Origin of the sequence: Marinobacter nanhaiticus D15-8W (assembly GCF_036511935.1) — a bacterium.
GTDB classification, from domain to species: Bacteria; Pseudomonadota; Gammaproteobacteria; order Pseudomonadales; family Oleiphilaceae; genus Marinobacter_A; species Marinobacter_A nanhaiticus.
Window position 1 is genome coordinate 2,641,322 of sequence record NZ_AP028878.1, and the last position, 20,172, is coordinate 2,661,493.

A 20,172-nucleotide genomic window follows, 5' to 3' on the forward strand; every position below is an offset into this window, starting at 1 on the left:
TAGTTCAAGCTTACAACAATAACAAAGGTAAACTGGCTCATGAGTGAACCGTGCGTTCTTGAGACCCGCAACCTTGTCAAGGAGTTCAAGGGATTCGTGGCCGTCGACGACGTGAATCTGAAGATTCAGAAAGGCCATATCCACGCCCTGATCGGACCCAATGGCGCAGGCAAGACTACCGTCTTCAACCTGCTTACCAAGTTCCTCACGCCTACCCGCGGCCATATCCTGTTCAAGGGGCAGGACATCACCGCCATGAAATCTGCAGCCATAGCCCGTAAAGGGGTCGTGCGTTCGTTCCAGATTTCGGCGGTATTCCCGCACATGACCGCGTTGGAGAACATCCGTATCGCCCTACAGAGCTTCGAGGGCACCTCCTTCAGCTTCTGGAAATCCGGTGCGTCCCTGAACCGGCTCAACGAACGCTGCCTGGAACTGCTGGACGCCGTCGGTCTCGCCGAGTACGCCAACACCACCACCGTCGAACTCGCCTACGGCCGCAAACGCGCTTTGGAGCTGGCCACCACGCTGGCCATGGAACCGCAACTCCTACTGCTGGACGAGCCCACCCAGGGCATGGGCGCGGAAGATGTGGACCGGGTCGTTGAACTGGTCCGTAAGGCGGCGCAGGGCCGGACGGTTCTCATGGTCGAGCATAACCTGAGCGTGGTCAGCAAATTATGCGATCGCATTACCGTACTGGCTCAGGGCGCTGTTCTGACGGAGGGCGATTACGACACCGTTTCGGCCGATCCCCAAGTACGCGAAGTGTATATGGGCCGGGATGGCAGCGGTGAACGGGGCGCCGCCTCAGCGCCAAACAAGACGGAGGCGGCCCAATGAGTCATGAACAGGATCGCGACTACGAACAGCTGCGGGTATCCGGGCTGCATGCGTTCTACGGTGAGTCCCACATCCTCCATAGCATCGACCTGGTCGTGAAGCGAGGCGAACTGGTTACGTTGCTGGGCCGCAACGGCGCCGGGCGCAGTACCACGCTCAAGTCGATCATGAACATGGTCGGACGCCGCACGGGCTCTATCGTGATCAACGGCGAAGAGACCATGACGCGCGCACCGCATCATATTGCAAGGTTGGGCGTAGGCTATTGCCCCGAACATCGGGGCATTTTTTCAGGCCTCAGCGTCCAGGAGAATCTCACCCTGCCACCGGTAGTGCGAAGCGGCGGCATGAGCCTGGAAGAGATCTTCTCCATGTTTCCCAACCTCTACGAGCGCCGTTTCAGTCAGGGCGGCAAGCTCTCCGGCGGCGAGCAACAGATGCTGGCCATGGCCCGTATCCTGCGCACCGGCGCCAATATGCTGTTGCTGGATGAAATCACCGAAGGCCTGGCGCCGGTCATCGTCGAGAAACTCGGCGAGGTCCTGGTCAAGCTCAAGGAGAAAGGGCTGACCATCGTCCTGGTGGAACAGAATTTTCACTTCGCTGCCCCTCTGGCCGACCGCCATTACGTGGTCGAGCATGGGCAGATCGTGGAAGAAGTCAGTGCCGACGAGCTGAGCGCCAAGCAGTCGGTCCTGGATAGCTATCTGGGCGTCTGACCTACAGCACTAAGAAGAGCCTCGAAAGGCGACAGGGCAAGACCCCTAAATAAGATAGGGCGCAATACAAACAACGATAAACCCGAACCAGCGCAACACAGTAGCGGAGAAACAACAATGACAATGATGAAGAAGCTTCTGACCTCAGCCGTTGCCTCAGCCGTGATGGTAGGTGGCGCCCAAGCCGCAATTTCCAACGATACCGTCAAGATCGGTTACCTGGCGGATATGTCCGGCACCTACCGTGACCTCGCAGGCCCCAACGGCCTCAAGGCGATGGAAATGGCGATCGCCGACTTCGGCGGCAAGGTGAAGGGCGCCAAGATCGAGGTGGTGAGTGCCGATGACCGCAACAGTGCGGACGTTGCCTCAAGCACCGTGCGCCGCTGGATCGAGAATGAAAATGTGGACCTGGTCGCCGGGCTGGTGGCCTCGTCGGTCTCCATCGCAGTCAGCGATATCCTTGAGGAAAACGACAAGCTGGGCATCGTTTCCGGGTCTGCGGCGTCAAGCATCACCAACGAGCACTGCACGCCGAACCATATCCACTACGTCTACGACACCTATCCGCTGGCCAACGGGACTGCCAATGCAGTGGTCAAGGAGGGCGGAAAGAGCTGGTTTATCCTGACGGCGGACTACGCATTCGGCCATGCGCTCGAGGGCGATGTGACCCGCGTTGTCGAGGAAAACGGGGGGGAAGTGATCGGCACACTCCGCCACCCGTTCCCGACCCCGGATTTCTCCTCGTTCATACTGCAGGCGCAGGCTTCAGGTGCTGACGTTGTAGCGCTCGCCAACGCCGGTGCGGATACCACCAACGCTATCAACACGGCAAGCGAATTCGGCGTTACCCAATCCGGCCAGACCCTGGCGGCGCTGCTGCTGTTTCTGACCGACGTTCACGCATTGGGCGTAGAAGCGGCACAGGGCATCCAACTGACCACCGGCTGGTATTGGGACATGAACGATGAGACCCGCGCCTGGTCCGACCGCTTCATGGAGCAAACCGGCGTCCGTCCAACCATGGTCCATGCCGGCATCTACTCCAGCACCCTGCAATATCTCGAGGCCGTCGAAGCGACTGACTCCGACGACGCCCAGACCGTCCGCAAGCAGATGATGGAAACGCCCATCAACGATATGTTCGCCACCAACGGCAAGATCCGCGAAGACGGTCGCATGGTGCATGACATGTACCTGGCGGAAGTGAAGACACCGGACGAGTCCGAGAACGAGTGGGATCTCTACAAGATCGTGCGCACCATCCCCGGCGACGAAGCCTACCGTCCGCTTTCGGAGAGCAAGTGCCCGCTGGTCAGCAGCAAGTAAGCGCGTAATCCAGGAGGCTTCCCTGACTGTGAGCCCGGAAAGTCTCCTGCCTCTACGCCGACGGAGGCACGTCCGCCGTCCGCACTGCTTTTTGGAGTTCGCAACATGTCCATGATTTTCGGTGTCCCCCTTGCGGTGCTGTCCGGTCAGCTGCTGATCGGGGTTATCAACGGCGCGTTCTACGCGTTGCTGAGCCTGGGATTGGCCGTTATTTTCGGCCTGCTCAAGATTATCAACTTCGCCCACGGGGCGATGTATATGCTCGGTGCGATGGCCACCGTGATTCTGTTCGACAACCTGGGCGTCAACTATTGGGTAGCGCTCTTTGTCGCGCCCCTGCTTGTGGGGGCCCTTGGGGTCATCATCGAGTATTTCCTGCTGCGTCGTATCGCAGGTCAGGATCATATCTATAGCCTGCTGCTGACCTTCGGTGTGGCGCTGCTGCTTCAGGGCGTGTTGACGAACATCTATGGCGTGTCGGGACTGCGCTATGCCATACCGGAACTGTTCAAGGGCGGCGTCAACCTCGGTTTTATGTTCCTGCCGTACTACCGGGCCTGGGTCATCGTGGTTGCCCTGGTGGTTTGTCTCGGGACCTGGTTCATGATCGAGAAGACCAAACTGGGCGCCTACCTGCGCGCCGGCGCCGAAGACGCCCAGCTCATGCAGGGCTTCGGTATCAATGTGCCGCTGCTGGTGAGCCTGACCTACGGGTTTGGCGTGATGCTTGCCGCATTCGCCGGGGTCCTGGCAGCGCCGATCTACTCGGTTACCCCCGTGATGGGCTCGCATATCCTGATTACGGTGTTCGCGGTGGTTGTGATTGGTGGCCTGGGTTCCATCGGCGGTGCGATTATCACCGGAATTCTGATGGGTGTGATCGAAGGGCTGACCAAGACCTTTTATCCACCGGCTTCGACCGCGGTGATCTTCCTGGTCATGGTGCTGGTCATCATGTTCCGGCCTTCGGGTCTGTTTGGTAAGGAGGCGTAATCATGAGCCAGTCATTCGATCCGGCCACTATCCACAAAGCCATCCTGGAACAGCAGAAGGCCGATGACCGCAAGAAGATGATGCTCAACGGCGTGCTGGTCCTGCTTCTCATGGCGGCGCCTTTCGCGATCTACCCGGTCTTCCTGATGAAGATCCTGTGCTTTGCGCTGTTTGCCGTGGCTTTCAACCTGCTGTTCGGCTTCACTGGTTTGTTGTCCTTCGGCCACGCCGCGTTCCTGGCCGCCGGCAGCTACACCACGGGCTACCTGCTAAGCAACTATTCCGGCCTGACCACCGAGCTGGGCATCCTGGCCGGAACCGCGGTCGCCACGGTGCTGGGCCTGGGCTTCGCCGTGCTGTCGACCCGTCGCCACGGGATCTACTTCGCCATGGTGACGCTGGCGCTGGCGCAACTGGTCTTCTTCTTCCTGGTCCAGGCGGAGTTCACCGGTGGCGAGGATGGCATGCACGGCATTCCCAGAGGGCACCTGCTCGGATTGATCAACCTCGAGAACAACCTGACGATGTACTACTTCGTGTTGGCCGTGTTCCTGGGCTGCTATCTGCTGGTGCAGCGCGTCGTCACCAGTCCGTTCGGACAGATATTGAAGTCGATCAAGCAGAACGAGCCCCGCGCTATCTCCCTCGGCTACAACGTTAATCAGTACAAGGTGTTGGCCTTCGTCATCTCCGCAGCTCTGGCGGGATTGGCGGGTTCGCTGAAATCCGTGGTGTTCCAGCTGGCTTCGCTGAACGATGCCCACTGGCATATGTCCGGGGAAGTGATCCTGATGACTCTGCTTGGTGGGGTGGGGACGCTACTGGGGCCAGTGGTGGGCGCCACTTTTGTGGTGAACATCGAGTATCAGCTGTCGCAGGGACCGCTGCGGGACTGGGTGGACCCGATCCTGGGCGGGATCTTTATCCTCACCGTACTGGCGTTCCGCAGTGGTATCGTGGGTGAGATCAACAAGTTCGTGAATAAGAACCTGCGTTAGATTCGCTGGCGAGTGCATTGCTGGTAGTTAGGCGTTAACTGGGGCAGCCTTTCAGGCTGCTCCGAAGCTGAAGAGAGTGTTGCAAAAGTAGCCGTATCTCAAAAGTACCGGCATAAACTCCCTCTCCCCTCGCGGGAGAGGGCCGGGGAGAGGGGGTAGCGCCGTCAGGCGCTCATCGTTGCCAGAGCCGACTTCGAGCGAGGCTTTCGCCTCGCCCCCCTCTCTCCAAACCTCCGCTCCGCGCCCCGGCCCCTCGCCAGAGGCTCTGGGCGTTCCGGCGGGCGAAGCGCTGCTCCGCTACTTTGTGCAACCGGAACATAGGTAACACTTTGAACCGGCAACATGGGTTACACCTATTCCCCCGCATGCCACTCGCATGCGGGCTCCAATCGCGCGGTTTTGAGGTTAATATGACCGAGCAGATGGGTGCTGTATCGCACCTCGACCCGGTCATTCTCCACCTCTTGCAGGCCTACGCGATGTCTGGCTAACAGCCCGCTGATGTAGATCAGATGGCCCTGCCACTTGATTTCGCCGTTGTGACGAACGTTGCGAACCGCCTGGTCCACGTTATATTCAATCGGGCGCAGCACGGGCGAGTACCGACGCCTTGAGGGCTGATACACGCTGGCCGGTGTTTGCCTGCCCAGCGCCTCATGGCTGCGTTGTTCGTTAAACTCCTCACGGAATGCCTGCAGCGTGGTCTGTTGCTGCATCAAGCTTGTCCCGCGCATCCGTCCACCCACTGCTCGATTCAGTGAACCGTGCATGCGCTCGTGACGGGCATTCTGTGTGGGCGTTCCCGGCTTGCTACGATGCACCCCAATGCCCAGCTCGACCCACCATTTCGACAGTCGCGTCAGACCTCCTGCTGAGCGACTGGCGAAGGGCGCCCCGTTGTCGGACAAGATCCCCTCCGGCAGACCGTACTCATGGAAAACCCATTCCATAATCGGCTTCGCCTGGACGTAGTCTGTTGCGCTCACGCCATGACAGCCCAAGACATAACGGCTGGCATTGTCGGTTACCGTGAGCGGATAACACCAGCGCCCGCCGGCCGTCCGGTACTGCCCCTTGTAGTCCACACTCCACAGCGCATTATTGCGATCACCCAGTTCAAACGGTTGCGGGTCGGCCGGGTACGGCCGCTTGTAGCGCCGTTTCTTGACCAGACCCGCCGCTTTGAGTATCTCACCGGCCGTGCTGTCTGCCGGCAATGCCATCGCCGGTTCTAGCTCACGCAAGCGGTCCAGAACCTTCTTGGGGCCAAAGCTGGGATGGACTTTCTTGATCGCCACAATCTGTTCAGCCACGTCCTCCGTCACTGCATGTGGGCAATAGTGCGGCGCTCGGGAGCGCTCCTGCAGCCCACCGGCACCTTCCTCCTGGTAGCGCCTGATCCACTTGTAAGCCGTCTTGCGGCTAATGCCGTAGCCGCGGGCCAGATCGCTTACACCGTGCCCGCCCTGCAGCCAGGCCGCGATCAACTGCATCTTCAGATCCATTACACAAGTCTCTTTCCAGGGCATGGGCGCGTCCTCCTTGCCCATACCGTAACTTGTGTAACCCATGTTCCCGGCTTGAGGTGTTACCTATGTTGCCGGTTTGCACACTTCCGCCTACACCCCGCCAGGGGAGAGAGGCTTCAAGCCGCAATCCTTTGCAATACCCTCTAAGCGTCGGCTACACGGCCAGTCAACTCGAGCATGTAGCAGAAGCTTCAGCTTCTGAGGCGCCGAAGGTGCTATCTTTGCTCCCTTCGGCGTGCCATACCACGAAAGTTAACTCGCGCATCCCTGCGCTGAAACCTACTTTTCCCCCTGCAGCTCCTCAATCGAAATTTCCCGCATCCTGAACTTCTGGATCTTCCCGGTGACCGTCATCGGGAAGCTATCCACGAACTTGTAGTTCTTGGGAATCTTGAAGTGGGCGATCTGGCCCTTGCAGAAGGCGATCAGGTCGTCGGCATCCAACGGATCAGCGTCCGGCCTTAATTTCACCCAGGCAATCAGCTCTTCGCCGTATTTCTCGTCGGGAATGCCGGTCACCTGGACCTCTTCGATCGACGGATGGGTGTAGAGGAACTCTTCGATCTCTTTCGGGTAGATGTTCTCACCGCCGCGGATGACCATGTCCTTGATCCGGCCGACGATCTGGATAAAGCCGTCTTCGTCCATGGTGGCGAGGTCACCGGTATGCATCCAGCCGGCGTCGTCGATGGCTTCCCGGGTCTTTTCCTCGTTGTTCCAGTACCGCAGCATAACGCTGTAGCCACGGGTGCAGAGCTCACCGATTTCACCACGGGGAACGACGTTGCCCGTCGCCGGATCGACAATTTTCGTTTCCAGATGTGGCTGGGTGCGCCCGACGGTGGTGACCTGTTTCTCAAAGGGGTCAAGGGAACTGGTCTGGGTGGATACCGGACTCGTCTCGGTCATACCGTAGGCGATCTGGACCTCTTTCATATTCATCTTGTTGTTGACCTTCTTCATTACCTCCGCGGGGCAGATGGAGCCGGCCATGATGCCCGTGCGCAGGCTAGACAGGTCGTAGGATTCGAATTCCGGAACCGCCAGTTCGGCGATAAACATGGTGGGCACACCGTAGAGCGCCGTTGCCTTTTCCTGGTGGACCGCCTGCAACACGGATGTCGGCTCGAAGCCCTCATCCGGATAAATCATGGTCGAGCCATGGGTAATACAGCCCAAATTGGCCATGACCATGCCGAAGCAGTGATACAGAGGCACCGGAATCACCAGGCGATCCTTCTCGGTAAAACGCTGGCTCTCGGCAACGAAATACCCGTTGTTCAGGATGTTGTGGTGGGTGAGGGTGGCGCCCTTGGGATTGCCGGTGGTGCCGGAGGTGAACTGGATGTTGATCGGGTCATCGAACTGAAGCTGGGCCTGGACCTTGTCCAGTTCGTCCTGGCTAACCTTGCTGCCGGACTGTACGAACTCGTTCCAGGTCCACATACCGTCATGTTTGTCGGCATCCAGGTTGATAACAGCGCGCAATTCCGGGAGGCGAGCCGCCTTCAGCTCGCCGGGCTTGGCGGCTTTCAGTTCCGGCGCCAGCTCGTACAGGGTCTTGCGGTAATCCGATGCCTTGAAGCTGTCCGCCGTGACCAGCACGCTGACACCGGCGAGGTTCATGGCGAACTCCAACTCGTGCATGCCATAAGCCGGATTGATGTTGACCAGTATGGCACCCACCTTGGCGGTGGCAAACTGGGTGACGGTCCACTCATAGCGGTTGGGGGACCAGATGCCGACCCTGTCGCCCTGCTTGACGCCGATCGCCAGGAAGCCGCGGGCGGCCTCGTTGACCTTGTCGACGAATTCACGATAGGTCCAGCGAATGTCCTGATGCAGACAGACCAGGGCCTCGGTATCGGGGAATGTTGCGGCGGTGCGGTCGAGCATGGCGCCGATGGTCATGCCCAGCAGCGGGGTCTCTGAGGTTCCGCTGGTGTAACTTGGAAGGGTGATGTTCATTACCTCTGCCTCCGTATTTGTTGTAGTCAGGCTCGGCTTTTGTCGTTAGAACGGGTTGTTGTAGTCGGGGGCGAGCAGGGCGGGGGCCTGCTAGCGGCTTTGGCTGTGGTACTCGGGGTTGGGTCGCATATCACTGGCGATCGCGACGCGATTGGACATGTTGTAGAAACCGATCAGGTTACTCAGGTCCCAGATGCCACGGTCGCTAAGACCCGCATCGCGCAGGACCTGGATATCGTCCTCGGTTACCGTCGCCGGCGAGCGCGTGAGGTGCGACGCGAAATCCAGCATCGCCCGCTGACGCTTATCCAGTTTGGCGCTGCGGTAATTCATTACCATATGCTCGCCCAGCACAGGATCGTCACTGAGCACCCGCACCGCCGCGCCATGGGCCACCAGGCAGTAGAAACACTTGTTCTCTGAGGAAACCACCACCGCAACCATTTCCCGCTCCAGCTTACTGAGCTCGCCTTCGCCCAGCATCAGCTCGTTGTAGAGGTGGGTGAACCCCTCCAACTGCTTCAGGTTCTGGCTGTAGGCGGTGAGTACGTTCGGGATCATCCCCAGTTTTTCCTGGCAGATCGCGAAGTATTTCTGGGTGTCCTCCGGCATGTCCGCGATTTCAGGAATCGGGAGATCAAGGGCAACCACATTCTTGTTCTGGTTCATGTCGGATCCTTGTCGTCACACGTCGTGTCATAGCTGTACTAGGGCTGATCGTTGGCTGCCGCCTTTTCCTTTTTCGCCGGCGCTTGCTGCGCTTTCTTTCTTTTTTGCAGGTCAGCCAGCGCTTCGCGGCAGCGTGTTTCGGCGACATCCATCTCCATCTCGGCCTGCGCGATATCCTCCTTCTGCTGCTCAAGCATTGCGCGCTTGCGGCTCAGGGTTTCAAGCATCAGTAGTAACTGCTTTTCGTTGCCGCTGAGGGTCTCGTCCCAAAGATCGAAAAGCTCCTTTGTCTCGGCCAGGGAAAATCCCATGCGCTTACCCCGCAGGATGAGCTTGAGCCGGACCCGATCCTTGGAGCTGAAGATTCGCGTTTGCCCGTTGCGAGAGGGCTTAAGTAACTCCTGGTCCTCGTAAAACCGGATACTCCGCGTCGTTACATCGAACTCCTTGGCGAGTTCGCTAATGCTGTACGTTTCTTTTTTGACCATAGCGGCTTCCTTTTTTGAACTAGATTAGATTAAGTTTACGTAAACGTAAACCCATTTGGAGCGAGATTCCAAACGCATACTGCCTGGCGGAGAAGTACTGATGAATCCGGGGACTGGCATTGGATACAGGGTCGTCGAGGAGGGTTCACTGCTGCCTGCCGAGGATGGTGCTGGTATGTCCGCTTGGCCTGTTTATTGATCCCGTCCAGCGTGGCGATAAGGATACGAGAAAGGAACCGGGACGTCCTCCCCCGTGTCGATTCCGTTGCGATCAATTTACCCCGTAGCGGCGGCGACGCTCAAAGCGGAAGAACCCCTCTTCCTCCTCACGAGCGATGGTTGGCGCGGTCACACCAAAATGTTCCTGGCGCAGGGCCTGCAGGGCACTTTCCAGCTCCTGACCAGACAAGCGCTGCGAGATTGCCTCGCGCTCTGCCATATACGCTTTGCCTTTGGTCCACTTTTCCTGCCTTGCCTGGTCTTCTTCCGCGAGTTTTTCGACTACAGCGTCGGAATAGCCTAGTTGCCGCCGTAGGTCATTGATCTTTTCCTGACGCTCGTCCGCCGGCAGGGCCTTGAGCTGTGACTGGACGCTATCCATGCTGAAGAGCGTGTGCCCGAGCGCGCCGGATCCGGCCATTTGCGCAGTGAGATCGTTTCCGTAGAGCTCATCGACGGTGGTCTGGAGTTGGAAAGCCAGCTCCTGCAGTTGCAGCTCGTCGGCCTGGTTGAGTCGGGAAAGGGAGTGGGCGAAATCTTCAGATTTCTGTTCCAGTGCGTTCCGCTCATCGGCCCAGATCTGGTTGGCAAGGTCCCCGAAAATCGCTTCCCGCTGCTGCCAGAGGGCTGCCTGGCGCTCCATTACGCGAAGGCCTTGCAGTCGCAGCTCGTTGTCCTCGAGCCAAGCCTGGTAGCGTTCGAGATCGGTCATCAGAGCCAGGATCTTTACCTTTAGATCGGGGAAGGCGAGCTGGATCGCCCTGGTAAACAGTTCCGCGCCGTTATCAGGATGCATCTCAAGAAGCTCGTGCCGTTCATTGAATAGGCGGGCCTGGGTGGCAGGATGCTCAATGGTTTCCCCGTAGCGTTCCAGGTATTGGACGGCAAGCTGCATGGCCAGGTTTGGCTTTGCTGATGTCTCGGGAGGCGTAGAAGTCGGCTGGATACGCGCGGATTGTCCAGTCGTTGATCGATCTTCGGTAACGGGACCAACGTCCTGATCGGTGTCGCCAAACCAGGAATAGGCAGCGAGACTGACCAGCGTAACCGCAGCTAAGGCGGGAAGGGAAAACTTGAGTTTCATAGAGGCTTCCTTCGAGGTTCCGACAGCCAGAATAATTCCGGCTGCCGGGATCCAGTCTCCAGTTATAGCAACGGCTGCAGTTCCGGCCAGATCAGGTCGGCGATCTTCTTCGAGCCACTCTCGGCGGGATGGATGCCGTCGAAGATGATATCGCGGTCAGTGATCACCGGGCGCGGATCCACGAACGCGCAGTCCAGGATTGAGTTCCGACAGGCCCTGGCCAGGGTCTGGTTACCGTAATCCACGGCTTCCTCCATGCTATCGAGCCGGAACAGCCCGTTCTTGGTGTGGTAGTAACCCACCAGGATACCGTTCTTGGCGCCCGCCTGAGCCACCTCATTAAGGAAATCGACGCCCTCGACGTAGATATCGTCGATCATGTCCTTGCAGTCCTGACTGAGTTGGCCAAAGCGGTACCATGGCGTCTTGCAGTTGTTGGGATCCAGCGCAATGGCGGGGATCAGGATGTCGTTGCCGCCGCCATCACCGACCATCGTGTCGATGTCTGGATTGTCCGCTACGGCTTCGCGGAACTGGTCAGGCACAGAGGGCGTAATCAGGCTGCCACTAAGCTCTGCACCGGAAACCGTATAACGGCGGAAGGTTTCGCCGGCCTTGGCCTCCAGCTGGTCCTGGATTTCGCCGGACAGGGCGAAGATCGAGTCACCGACGAACACCACCTGGTCGTTATCGGCGTCGGTGACCTTCTCGTTGCTCAGCAGGTAGCCGAGATCGCTACACCCGCCCAGTGCGGTCGCACATAGCAGCGCAGCCAGGCCTCGCTGAATACTTGAGGCGTTGAATCGGTAGGTTCGGCGTCCATATGTACTTGTCATTGTTCGGGCTCCGTTTTGTAAGGGATCAAGCGTCGTCCTGAAATGGCCAGACAGGCGTTTCCATTAACGACACCTTTACCTTTGTCCACGAGCCGAACCTTCGCCAAGGTACAGGGTGACAAAAGCCTTGTTAGAAGCGGCCAACAATTAAGTAACGTGAACTGGATCCCGTTTCACCCCGGTTTCTGATCAGATTCGCTGGCGGCCCGTATATTCGATTACCGCAATAGCGAATAGGCGATCGGTTTCAAAAGCCGGAAAGCGTACAATCAAGTGCAATTTTTCCATAACGAAGCCAACCGACGGGGGCAACATGGACGACCGAGCAAGTTTGCTTCAGGCGTTGGACCAGACCCGGAACCGCACCCTGGCGCTAATTGAATCCTTGGGGAACGACCGGTTGCAGGTTCCCTATCATCCAGGCGTCAACCCGCCACTCTGGGAAGCGGGTCACTGCGCGTTTTTCTACGAAACCTTCGTGCGCAAGCCTCTCGACGGCAAGGAATCGTATGACCCGTCGATGGACGAGATCTGGGATTCGTTCCACCTGGATCACGAGGACCGCTGGAACCCGGAGCTCTTTCCCGCCAAGGCGGACACCCTGCATTACTTCGACACGATCTACCGGGCCATGCGCGAGCGCATCCAGGAGGCGCCGCTGACGGACCAGGCGCATTACCTGACCAAGTACGCCATCTTCCACCAGAACATGCACGTCGAGTCGATGATCTGGTGCCGTCAGACCGAGGGCTATCCGCCGCCCCCCAGTGCGAGGACGACTCCGGACGATATTCCGGCCGCAGATCCGGACGTTCACGGCGATGCCGTAATTCCCGCTGGACGCTACCGGATCGGCATGCCGGGGCAGTCCCCAGACTATGCCCGCCAGGATTTCGCCTTCGATAACGAGAAGCCCGGCTTTGCCGCGGAGGTTCCTGGCTTCAGCATATCGCGCACCCTGGTCAGCAACGGGGACTTCCAGGCCTTTGTCGAGGACGGCGGCTACGAACGACGCGAGTTCTGGAGCCAGGGCGGGCGCAAATGGCTCGACACCGAAATGGACCTGGCATTCGGTACCGCCGAATCACCGCGCTATGGCAAGCCGGCACATCCCTACTACTGGCGGCGCGGAGTCGAGGGATGGGAGGAGCGTCATTTCGATCGGTGGCGCCCGCTGCGCGCGGATTTTCCCGTGAAGCATGTGAGCTATTGGGAAGCGGAAGCCTACTGTCGCTGGGCCGGCCGGCGCCTGCCCACGGAAATCGAGTGGGAAGTGGCCGCGCTGGGTAACCGCCCGGATGCGCCGTTCCGCCGCTTCCCCTCGGGTAACGAAATGGAGCCGTCGCGGGTGGATATGAATGGCACCGGCCTGGCCAGCCAGCCTGTAACAGCGTTACCGGAAGGCGAGAGCCCCTTTGGCTGCCGCCAGATGGTAGGCACGCTCTGGGAGTGGACCAGCGACCAGTTCCTGCCTTACGACGGGTTTGCAGTGGACGTTTATCCCTTCATGTCTACGCTGCAGTTCGGCAACCACAAGACCACGCGGGGCGGGTCCTGTGCCACGTCCTCCATACTGATCCGCGGCACGTATCGGCAGGCCTATCTGCCACAAAGGCATGATGTGTTCGTCGGCTTCCGTACCTGTGCCATCGATAGTCCGGAGAATGCATGAATCCGTACGAGACCGACGAATTACTCGCACAGTACCTGGATTTCCATTACGGTCCCGAGCATTTCGGCGTGCCGAATTATCCGCGCGCCTGCGCTGAACTGGGTATTGCGGCACTCGGTAATAGCCCATGCGTGAAGGCACTGGACCTGGGATGCGCGGTCGGCCGAAGCAGCTTCGAACTGGCGCGCTGTTTTGCCGAGGTCACAGGGATCGATTTGTCCCACCGGTTTATCGAGACCGCGTCGAGACTCGTGGAGCAGGGTGCTCTCGGTTATCAGGTACCTGATGAGGGGGAGCTAAAGATCGAACGCCACGCGGATCTTGATGCGCTGGGTCTGGCCGAAACCAAAGATAGGGTGCGATTCACTCAGGGGGATGCCAGTCAGGTCGACCCCAATCTTGGATCGTTCGATCTGGTGTTTGCAGGCAATCTCATCGACCGGCTGAATGATCCTGCCGCTTTTCTCGCGCAAATGCCCGATCTAGTCCGTCCCGGTGGTGTACTGTTAATCACGTCGCCGTACACGTTGCTAACGGAGTACACGCCAAGGTCAAACTGGATCGGTGGCTTCGAGCAGGACGGAAGGTCCGTCCGGGTCATCGATGGTCTGCGCCAACACCTTGAGCCCCAATTTTCGCTCCAGCCGTCCACACGCGACCTACCGTTTGTGATCCGCGAAACGAGCCGCAAGTTTCAGCATACGTTGGCTGAGGCATCGGTCTGGAAGCGGGCTGAGGCGGACGGCGCTGTATGAGGGTGACGGCAAGCGAGGGTCCGAATTCGTTCTCGAGTCGCCTTTTAACAGGCAGCCCTGTGGGCTGCTCCGAAGCTGAAGCGTCGGCTACATTTCCCAGTCAACTCGAGTATGTAACAGAAGCTTCAGCTTCTGAGGCGCCGCAGGTGCCCAAACCTTTCGAGCTCTCGGTAGCCACCGGCACAACCGCAGCCTCCGCAAATAAAACCATACGGCAAATAGACAGCGCACCCCCATGCTAATCCGTTTGATAACCCCACCAGGCACCCAGCAAATCGGTGGCGGAAACCACGCAACGGCCGAGCGCTGGGCGGAACTCTTGCGCTCCCTGGGGTATGAGATAGTCATCGCCGACCGATATGGCGACGAAGCGGCCGACCTGATGATCGCCTTGCATGCGTGGAAGTCCGCCGAGGCCATCCAGCGCTACCGAATGCGCCATCCCAAAGCGCCGCTGATCGTAGCGCTCACCGGCACCGACATCTACCGCTACCAGCATTCCGATCCGGAAGTGACAAACCATTCCATGCAGCTTGCCGATGTGCTGATCGGCCTGCACGAGCGTGTAACTGGCGATATTGACCCAGCGTTCTCTGGAAAGGTTGAGGTTGTGCTCCAGTCGGCGGTAGCGCCAGGGCATGCGGAAACCAGTAAATCCGACGGCTTTGAAATCTGCCAGATAGCCCACCTCCGTGAAGAGAAGGACCCTTTTCGAGCGCCACTGGCGGCTCGCGGGTTACCGGAAGCGTCGCGCGTGCGCATCGCCCATGCAGGGAAGGCCTATTTCGACGACTGGGCCCGGCGGGCCAAAGAGGAAGAAACGCAAAACCCCCGCTATAGCTGGCTGGGAAATCTGGAACGTGAGGACATATGGGCGCTCATGGCCCGCAGCAGCGCCCTGGTGATCAGCTCAGTTTCCGAAGGAGGTGCAAACGTAGTGTCCGAAGCCTGTGTGGCGGGTTTGCCCATCCTCGCCTCGAGGATACCAGGCAATATCGGCTTACTGGGCGAGGACTACGCCGGATATTTCCCGGTCGGTGACTCCGTCGCGCTTCAGGTACTGATGCAGCGATTGGAGGACGACGCCAACTTTTGGAACCAACTACGTGGTCACTGTCGTACAAGAGCTGCCTTGTTAACCCCGGCAGCCGAACGAGCCTCCCTCCAGCGGGCCATCGAACGCTGTCTCAAACCAGGCTAATCGGTCCGATGGCGTCACCCTCCGGCAAGATCTCACCAACAATCGTTGTGTGACGATAACCAAGGGCAACCAGTGCGGCCACCGCATCGTCGGCACGCTCAGCGGGCACACTGGCCAGCAAGCCACCCGAGGTCTGGGGATCGAAGGCCAGCGGGTAACGTGAATGCTTTATGGCGTCTTCCTGATTGTTGATTGCACGACGCAAACGGACATTTGCAGGTTGTAGCGAGCTGAGGATGCCGGCTGCAACCGTTTCCTCGGCGCCAGGCAGCAAGGGCAGACGATCCAGCTCGATCCGGGCATCCACACCTGACGGACGGGTCATTTCCACCAGGTGGCCAACCAAGCCGAACCCGGTGATGTCGGTGCAAGCCGTCGCACCGTGCGCACGTAGGCATTCGGCGGCTTTCTGGTTGGACTGGGCCATCGAGATAAGGGCAGTATCAATCCAACGGCCATCGGCCTTGAGCTGGGCATGGGCTGCGAAGAGGGTGCCCGTGCCCAATGGCTTGGTCAGGATCAGCACGTTACCCGGCTGCATCCCGCCTTTCTTCAATACCGTATCCGGATCGATCAGCCCGTTGACGGCAAAACCAAGCGCCAGTTCCTGGCCTTCTCCGGTATGACCGCCGACCAGCGCGCAACCGGCTTCGTTCAGGGCCTCGACAGCACCGGACATCATCTGGAAGACGGTATCTTCGACCTTTGATTCCAATCCCGGGGGAACCGTAGCCACCGCCGTCGCGGTCTGCGCTTCAGCACCCATGGCGAACAGATCGCTGAGGCTATGAACGGCGGCAATACGCCCAAACAGGTAAGGATCGTCGATAAAGGCACGGAAGAAATCCACGCTGTGCACCAGGGCCTTGTCAGGTGGAATGCGCATGACCGCCGCATCGTCAGGATCATGCAGGCCGACCAGCACATCGTCCCGTTGGACTGTGGTAAGGCGTCCGATCGCCCGGCTTAGCACAGAGGCGCCCACCTTGGCGCCGCAGCCTCCACATCGCATGGCGATTGCCGAAAGCGCCTGGGCAGCTTCCTCGCCCTGGAGCGCGACTTCAGGTTGCCCTGTCTTTCCGGATTCCGCGTCCATGGCTGGCAGGTCGTTGAACTTGCTCATGAAGCGTCGGTCGATCCAGTCTTTCCAGCGCCATACCCAATTGCCCTCGAAACCGAGGCCTCCCCGCGAAGCGACGGCGTGGCGGTCGCCGGTACTGATCAGTGCCAGCCAATGCTTTTGTGGGCGGAAAGGCCTCGGCGACTTGCCAGTAACAATCCGCCTCAGGTTTGTTGCCAGCGGCGGGCCCTGCCGCACAGCCATCACACCGGCTTTTTCCCGGGGGTGATTGATCATCGTCGCAATATCCCCGGCGGCAAAGACCCGCTCGTCGCTGAGGGACTGCAGGGTATCCCCAACCTCGATAAAGCCATCCTTATCAAGATCGAGCCCTGTTTCGGCAAGCCAAGGAGCGCCTCCTGCGCTGGTCACCCAAAGAATTTCGTCGGCGGGGTAGCGCTGGCCGTCGGCACAGACCAGGGCGTGATCCTCAACGGCCGTAATCCGACTCTGCTGATGCACCTGCACGCCGCGTTCCCGTAAGACCCGCTCAAACCGACGTTGTACGCTGGGCGCGTGCGTGGGGAGTATCTGATTTCCGGCGGTAAACAGGTGATATTCCAGACCGTGTGCATCCAGCCCCATGGCCTCCAAATCTCGCTTGAGCCGATACTGCATGGCCAGAAGCAGCTCAACGCCTCCTGCGCCGCCGCCCACTACCACTATGCGCAAGTCTCCATGATCCCGCTCGATACGGTCCAGCAACGACACCCATCGTTCATTGAACAGGCTGATCGGTTTGACCGGCGTGGTCATCTCCGCAGCGCCGGGCACCTGCGAGACCTGCGGCGTCGCCCCGATGTTTATCGACAGGTAGTCGTACGCCACGGCTGGGCGGGATTTACACAGAACCTGCTGCCCGTCGCGATCCAGGCCGGCCACTTCATCATGGATAAATCGCGCGCCAGCAAACTCCGCCAATCGCCGCAGGTCGATGTGTATGTCGTCGTAGCTGTAATGCCCCGCCACATAGCCAGGCAACATGCCCGAGTAGGGCGTATGGGCATCGGGACTAATCAATGTAAGCCGAACGCCTGGAACCGGCTTCATGGCAAAACGTCGCAGTACGCCCACATGGCTGTGGCCGCCGCCGATGAGCACGATATCGCGAAGAACGGGTTGGCTGTTTTGCTTCATGGCGTTGACTTGACGGGTTGATTGGAACACCAACTGACCATAACGACGGCCTGGCATGAAAGAACGTGCGTAAAACGCTTTGATTTGCGCAGATTATGCTTGTTGTAGGGGCGTGCAGCGCTGTCGGGATGGTACCTGACATCCTGGCTGGCGCGCCAGTTGATATGCCCGACCGTCCGGGGATCGGGCCACGGTCAACGATTCATCAAAGTGCGACCACGATAAATAGGTCTTGCCCAGCGCCTGATACATCACCAGAAGTGATGATAAGAATGTCGAAACAGAATTATTCCTGCGCTACATCACCATAAATAATCACCCAACGACATGGTTTTCTCGGACATTCCGAGAATGACGCAAAAGGGAGTTGGGGAATGAATTCTACAGAGTGCTCTTCCTGGGACCATCTCAATTGCAAAGCGCCGTTGCCTCCGAATCATCAACGGTCGTCACACTGGTACAAGGCGAAGATCTCTGTAGGCACAGATCCGCAGGGCGAGAAAAAAATACTCAAAGCGTATCCCTCGCCAGGGTTTCCCATCAGATACTACTTCCTCGCCCTCGCTAACCGTGAATACAGGATGTTGAAGCGGGTTGAAGGGCTGCCATTCACGCCAATGGACGTGGGACGGGACCGACGCGAGGGGAATCTCATTTCTTACCAGTATATCGACGGACGTTCGATTAAAGCTGTGAGCAAAAGCGACACCATCCCGAAGGACTTCTTTCCCAAGCTATATTCCGCTGTCCTCGACTTGCACCAGCAGGGCACAGCCCACCTCGATCTGGGTAATTCGGGCAATATACTGGTCACACGGAATGGCAATCCGGTCATCATCGACTTTGGATCAGCGTTCTCGCTGGAACGTCTCCCCGGATACCTGCAACGCTGGATGCGAAAGAAAGACCTGCTTGGGATGCTGAAACTCTGGCGGCGATTCGATAGAGAAACGATGCCTGCCTTTTTACTCGAGTATTACCGGCGTAACTACAAGAAGAATATTTACACCCCCAGGCGTTTCTACAAGGCGACAAAGAGACACTTGTTAAAAAGGCTTGCACGTCGCTCGGCAAGCAATGCGGACGATGCGGCAATCCTCAGAATCGTAGGGCTATTTTTTGGACTCATGGTTTTGATTTCGCTCTGGTAGGTTCGGTGCATATGTACAGACCTCCCGGACCTGGTCATAGGCGAGTAGCTTGTGGGTTTGATATGGTCTGGGAATAGCGTGATGTCGGCGGTTTGTCATCGCAACCCTATGCCATTCATCCCAATGATTAGAGGTGTGCAACATGAGCCAATCCGCAATCCCGGAAACGATGAAAGCAATGGTGCTGACCGGCCATGGCGACGTGGACAAGCTGGTATATCGGGAGGATGTGCCCACGCCCAAACCTGGTCCCGGCGAGGTTTTGGTCAAGGTAACGGCGACCGCCAAGAACAATACGGACCGAAAGGCGCGTGAAGGCCTCTATCCCACGAAAGATAAGGGCGACGTCACCTCCTTTGCCATGGGCGGAGAACCCACCCTGACATTTCCTCGCATCCAGGGCGCCGATGTCGCAGGGCAGGTGGCCGCTGTGGGCGAAGGCGTCGATGAGAAACGGATCGGCGAGCGGGGCCTGCTGGATTTCAACATCTATCCGGATAAACGGCGCGATATCAACCTAACGCCGGACTACTACGGGCACGGTGCCGATGGCGGATTTGCCGAATACATTGCGGTGCCTTCCGATCAATTCCACCACATACCCAACCCGGAGCTGGCAGATGCCGAATTGGCGGCGATGGGGATGTGCTCCTACCAAACGGCCTACCACATGATGACCTCCGCGCGAGTCAAAGCCGGTGAGCGTGTCCTGGTGACCGGCGCCAGCGGTGGTGTCGGAACGGCCCTGATCCAGCTCTGCCGCATCGTCGGCGCGACACCCTATGCGCTAAGCACGCCAAGTAAGGCCGAGTCTCTCAAAGCGCTTGGCGCCGAGGCTGTGTTGGACCGTTCCGATATGGGCCAGTTCGAGGAACGGGTGAAGGACGTCACCGGCGGCGCGCCATTCGATGCGGTGATGGATCTGGCCGGCGGCGAGATGACCAACCAGTTCATCGACGCGATGATCTTCGACATGAAATCGCGCAAGGACTATCCGCGGCTGAGTATTGCCGGCGCCAGTGCGGACAATGTATCGGAGATCATGTGGACGCGGATCTACCTGTATCAGGTACAGATATTCGGCGTATCCCACGGTACCCGCGAGGAAGCCGAACAATTGATGGACTGGATCCGGGGCGGCCAACTCAAACCCATCCTTCACGCGGCGTTCAAACTGTCCGATCTGCACGAGGCGGAGCGCTATTTTGTCACTCGGGGCAGCGGATACTTGGGGAAGATCGTGATCGTGCCCGAATCCGAGTGGGAAAAGCATGGGGCGCGATTCGCCCTGTCCTCTTAACGGCAGGGTGTAAGTATATAGACAGGCTATCTGAGAGCGGGCATCCCGGGCGGCGACACGAACACCTAGGCCAGATTCGATCCAATTCTCAAGACGGAAGCCAAAAGACCTTTTGTACAAGTGGGCACGTCTTCTGGCCTCGCATAGGTGTTATAAAG

17 protein-coding genes are annotated in these 20,172 nt (G+C 58.7%); 10 read left to right on the top strand and 7 right to left on the bottom strand.

The genetic code is table 11. From position 1 onward, the window contains the following. The first annotated feature begins 39 nt into the window (after positions 1–39). The 5 genes from RE428_RS11780 to RE428_RS11800 all read left to right on the top strand — a co-directional run bounded on the left by RE428_RS11780 (position 40) and on the right by RE428_RS11800 (position 4,885). The gene (locus tag RE428_RS11780; protein WP_004582212.1) at positions 40–843 is read left to right on the top strand and encodes an ABC transporter ATP-binding protein; all 804 of its coding nucleotides are present in this window, start codon (positions 40–42) and stop codon (positions 841–843) included. Next, on the top strand, positions 840–1,562 hold the full coding sequence (locus RE428_RS11785; RefSeq protein ID WP_004582213.1) for an ABC transporter ATP-binding protein: 723 nt from the start codon (positions 840–842) through the stop codon (positions 1,560–1,562). The genes RE428_RS11780 and RE428_RS11785 overlap by 4 nt, the downstream gene beginning before the upstream one ends. A gap of 117 nt (positions 1,563–1,679) precedes the next feature. Further along, positions 1,680–2,894: an ABC transporter substrate-binding protein gene (locus RE428_RS11790; RefSeq protein ID WP_004582214.1), complete on the top strand. Its 1,215-nt coding sequence runs from the start codon at positions 1,680–1,682 to the stop codon at positions 2,892–2,894. 105 nt (positions 2,895–2,999) lie between these two features. After that, a complete protein-coding gene (locus RE428_RS11795; protein ID WP_004582215.1) occupies positions 3,000–3,887 on the top strand; it encodes a branched-chain amino acid ABC transporter permease in 888 nt (295 codons plus the stop codon). A 2-nt stretch (positions 3,888–3,889) separates the two neighbouring features. Next, the gene (locus tag RE428_RS11800) at positions 3,890–4,885 is read left to right on the top strand and encodes a branched-chain amino acid ABC transporter permease (protein ID WP_004582216.1); all 996 of its coding nucleotides are present in this window, start codon (positions 3,890–3,892) and stop codon (positions 4,883–4,885) included. A 353-nt stretch (positions 4,886–5,238) separates the two neighbouring features. Here RE428_RS11800 and RE428_RS11805 read toward each other — a convergent pair whose 3' ends face one another. From RE428_RS11805 to RE428_RS11830, 6 genes are all read right to left on the bottom strand, one after another. Beyond that, complete coding sequence (locus tag RE428_RS11805; RefSeq protein WP_227500176.1) at positions 5,239–6,456, bottom strand: integrase core domain-containing protein; 1,218 nt, start codon at positions 6,454–6,456, stop codon at positions 5,239–5,241. A gap of 237 nt (positions 6,457–6,693) precedes the next feature. Continuing rightward, complete coding sequence (locus RE428_RS11810; RefSeq protein WP_004582217.1) at positions 6,694–8,382, bottom strand: AMP-binding protein; 1,689 nt, start codon at positions 8,380–8,382, stop codon at positions 6,694–6,696. A gap of 90 nt (positions 8,383–8,472) precedes the next feature. Further along, complete coding sequence (locus RE428_RS11815; RefSeq protein ID WP_004582218.1) at positions 8,473–9,051, bottom strand: peroxidase-related enzyme; 579 nt, start codon at positions 9,049–9,051, stop codon at positions 8,473–8,475. A 38-nt stretch (positions 9,052–9,089) separates the two neighbouring features. After that, on the bottom strand, positions 9,090–9,539 hold the full coding sequence (locus RE428_RS11820; protein ID WP_004582219.1) for a MerR family transcriptional regulator: 450 nt from the start codon (positions 9,537–9,539) through the stop codon (positions 9,090–9,092). 271 nt (positions 9,540–9,810) lie between these two features. Continuing rightward, on the bottom strand, positions 9,811–10,842 hold the full coding sequence (locus RE428_RS11825) for a hypothetical protein (RefSeq protein ID WP_004582220.1): 1,032 nt from the start codon (positions 10,840–10,842) through the stop codon (positions 9,811–9,813). A 62-nt stretch (positions 10,843–10,904) separates the two neighbouring features. Then, positions 10,905–11,678 (bottom strand): SGNH/GDSL hydrolase family protein, encoded by a 774-nt coding sequence (locus tag RE428_RS11830; protein WP_004582221.1) that lies wholly within the window; start codon positions 11,676–11,678, stop codon positions 10,905–10,907. Between the two features lie 313 nt (positions 11,679–11,991). Between RE428_RS11830 and senA the strand changes: the two genes are divergently transcribed. The 3 genes from senA (at position 11,992) to senB (ending at position 15,306) form a co-directional block, all read left to right on the top strand. Next, positions 11,992–13,350 carry a selenoneine synthase SenA gene (senA, locus tag RE428_RS11835; protein WP_004582222.1) on the top strand — a complete coding sequence of 453 codons (1,359 nt, stop codon included), beginning with the start codon at positions 11,992–11,994 and terminating at the stop codon, positions 13,348–13,350. After that, positions 13,347–14,105 carry a putative 4-mercaptohistidine N1-methyltransferase gene (locus RE428_RS11840; protein ID WP_004582223.1) on the top strand — a complete coding sequence of 253 codons (759 nt, stop codon included), beginning with the start codon at positions 13,347–13,349 and terminating at the stop codon, positions 14,103–14,105. Before senA ends, RE428_RS11840 begins: the two co-directional genes overlap by 4 nt. 235 nt (positions 14,106–14,340) lie before the next feature. Continuing rightward, a complete protein-coding gene (senB, locus tag RE428_RS11845; RefSeq protein ID WP_004582224.1) occupies positions 14,341–15,306 on the top strand; it encodes a selenoneine biosynthesis selenosugar synthase SenB in 966 nt (321 codons plus the stop codon). Here senB and selD read toward each other — a convergent pair. Then, positions 15,293–17,563 (bottom strand): selenide, water dikinase SelD, encoded by a 2,271-nt coding sequence (gene selD, locus RE428_RS11850; RefSeq protein ID WP_040883487.1) that lies wholly within the window; start codon positions 17,561–17,563, stop codon positions 15,293–15,295. The two genes, senB and selD, sit on opposite strands and share 14 nt — an antisense overlap. Before the next feature lie 374 nt (positions 17,564–17,937). Here selD and RE428_RS11855 point away from each other — a divergent pair, with 374 nt between their 5' ends. Both RE428_RS11855 and RE428_RS11860 read left to right on the top strand, forming a co-directional pair. Further along, the gene (locus tag RE428_RS11855) at positions 17,938–18,714 is read left to right on the top strand and encodes a BUD32 family EKC/KEOPS complex subunit (RefSeq protein ID WP_004582226.1); all 777 of its coding nucleotides are present in this window, start codon (positions 17,938–17,940) and stop codon (positions 18,712–18,714) included. A gap of 142 nt (positions 18,715–18,856) precedes the next feature. Further along, positions 18,857–20,014, top strand: coding sequence for a zinc-binding dehydrogenase (locus RE428_RS11860; RefSeq protein WP_004582227.1), 1,158 nt, complete (start codon positions 18,857–18,859; stop codon positions 20,012–20,014). The last annotated feature ends 158 nt before the right edge of the window (positions 20,015–20,172 follow it).